The sequence below is a fragment of the Chryseobacterium sp. MMO-72 genome (genome assembly GCF_037146035.1).
Lineage (GTDB): Bacteria > Bacteroidota > Bacteroidia > Flavobacteriales > Weeksellaceae > Chryseobacterium > Chryseobacterium indicum.
The window spans coordinates 1-223 of sequence record NZ_JBBCWG010000040.1 but is presented as its reverse complement, the minus strand read 5'-3'; the positions used below and the strand labels follow the sequence as shown (position 1 = coordinate 223).

General features: G+C 37.7%; 1 pseudogene. It reads left to right on the top strand.

Going from position 1 to position 223, the window contains the following annotated elements:
* Positions 1–223 (top strand): annotated as a pseudogene (locus tag WFH39_RS21295) (IS256 family transposase, variant Zn-binding type); the annotation flags it as partial.

Here is a 223-nt window from a genome sequence, read left to right as displayed (position 1 = left end):
ATCGGGATATTCCGTGAGTACTCTTCAGCGGTATTTTAACGTGATGCTTAGTAAAGCTCCAAAACTCAGTTACAGCCAGAACAAGGAAGTTTATTTACTCATCGACGGTACTTATTTTTCTAATGAAATCTGTCTGGTTGTTTATAGAGACAGTGTTTTTAAACAAACCCAGCTTTACAGAATTACGGACGGAGAGCATTATGAAGAACTCAAAGAGGATTTG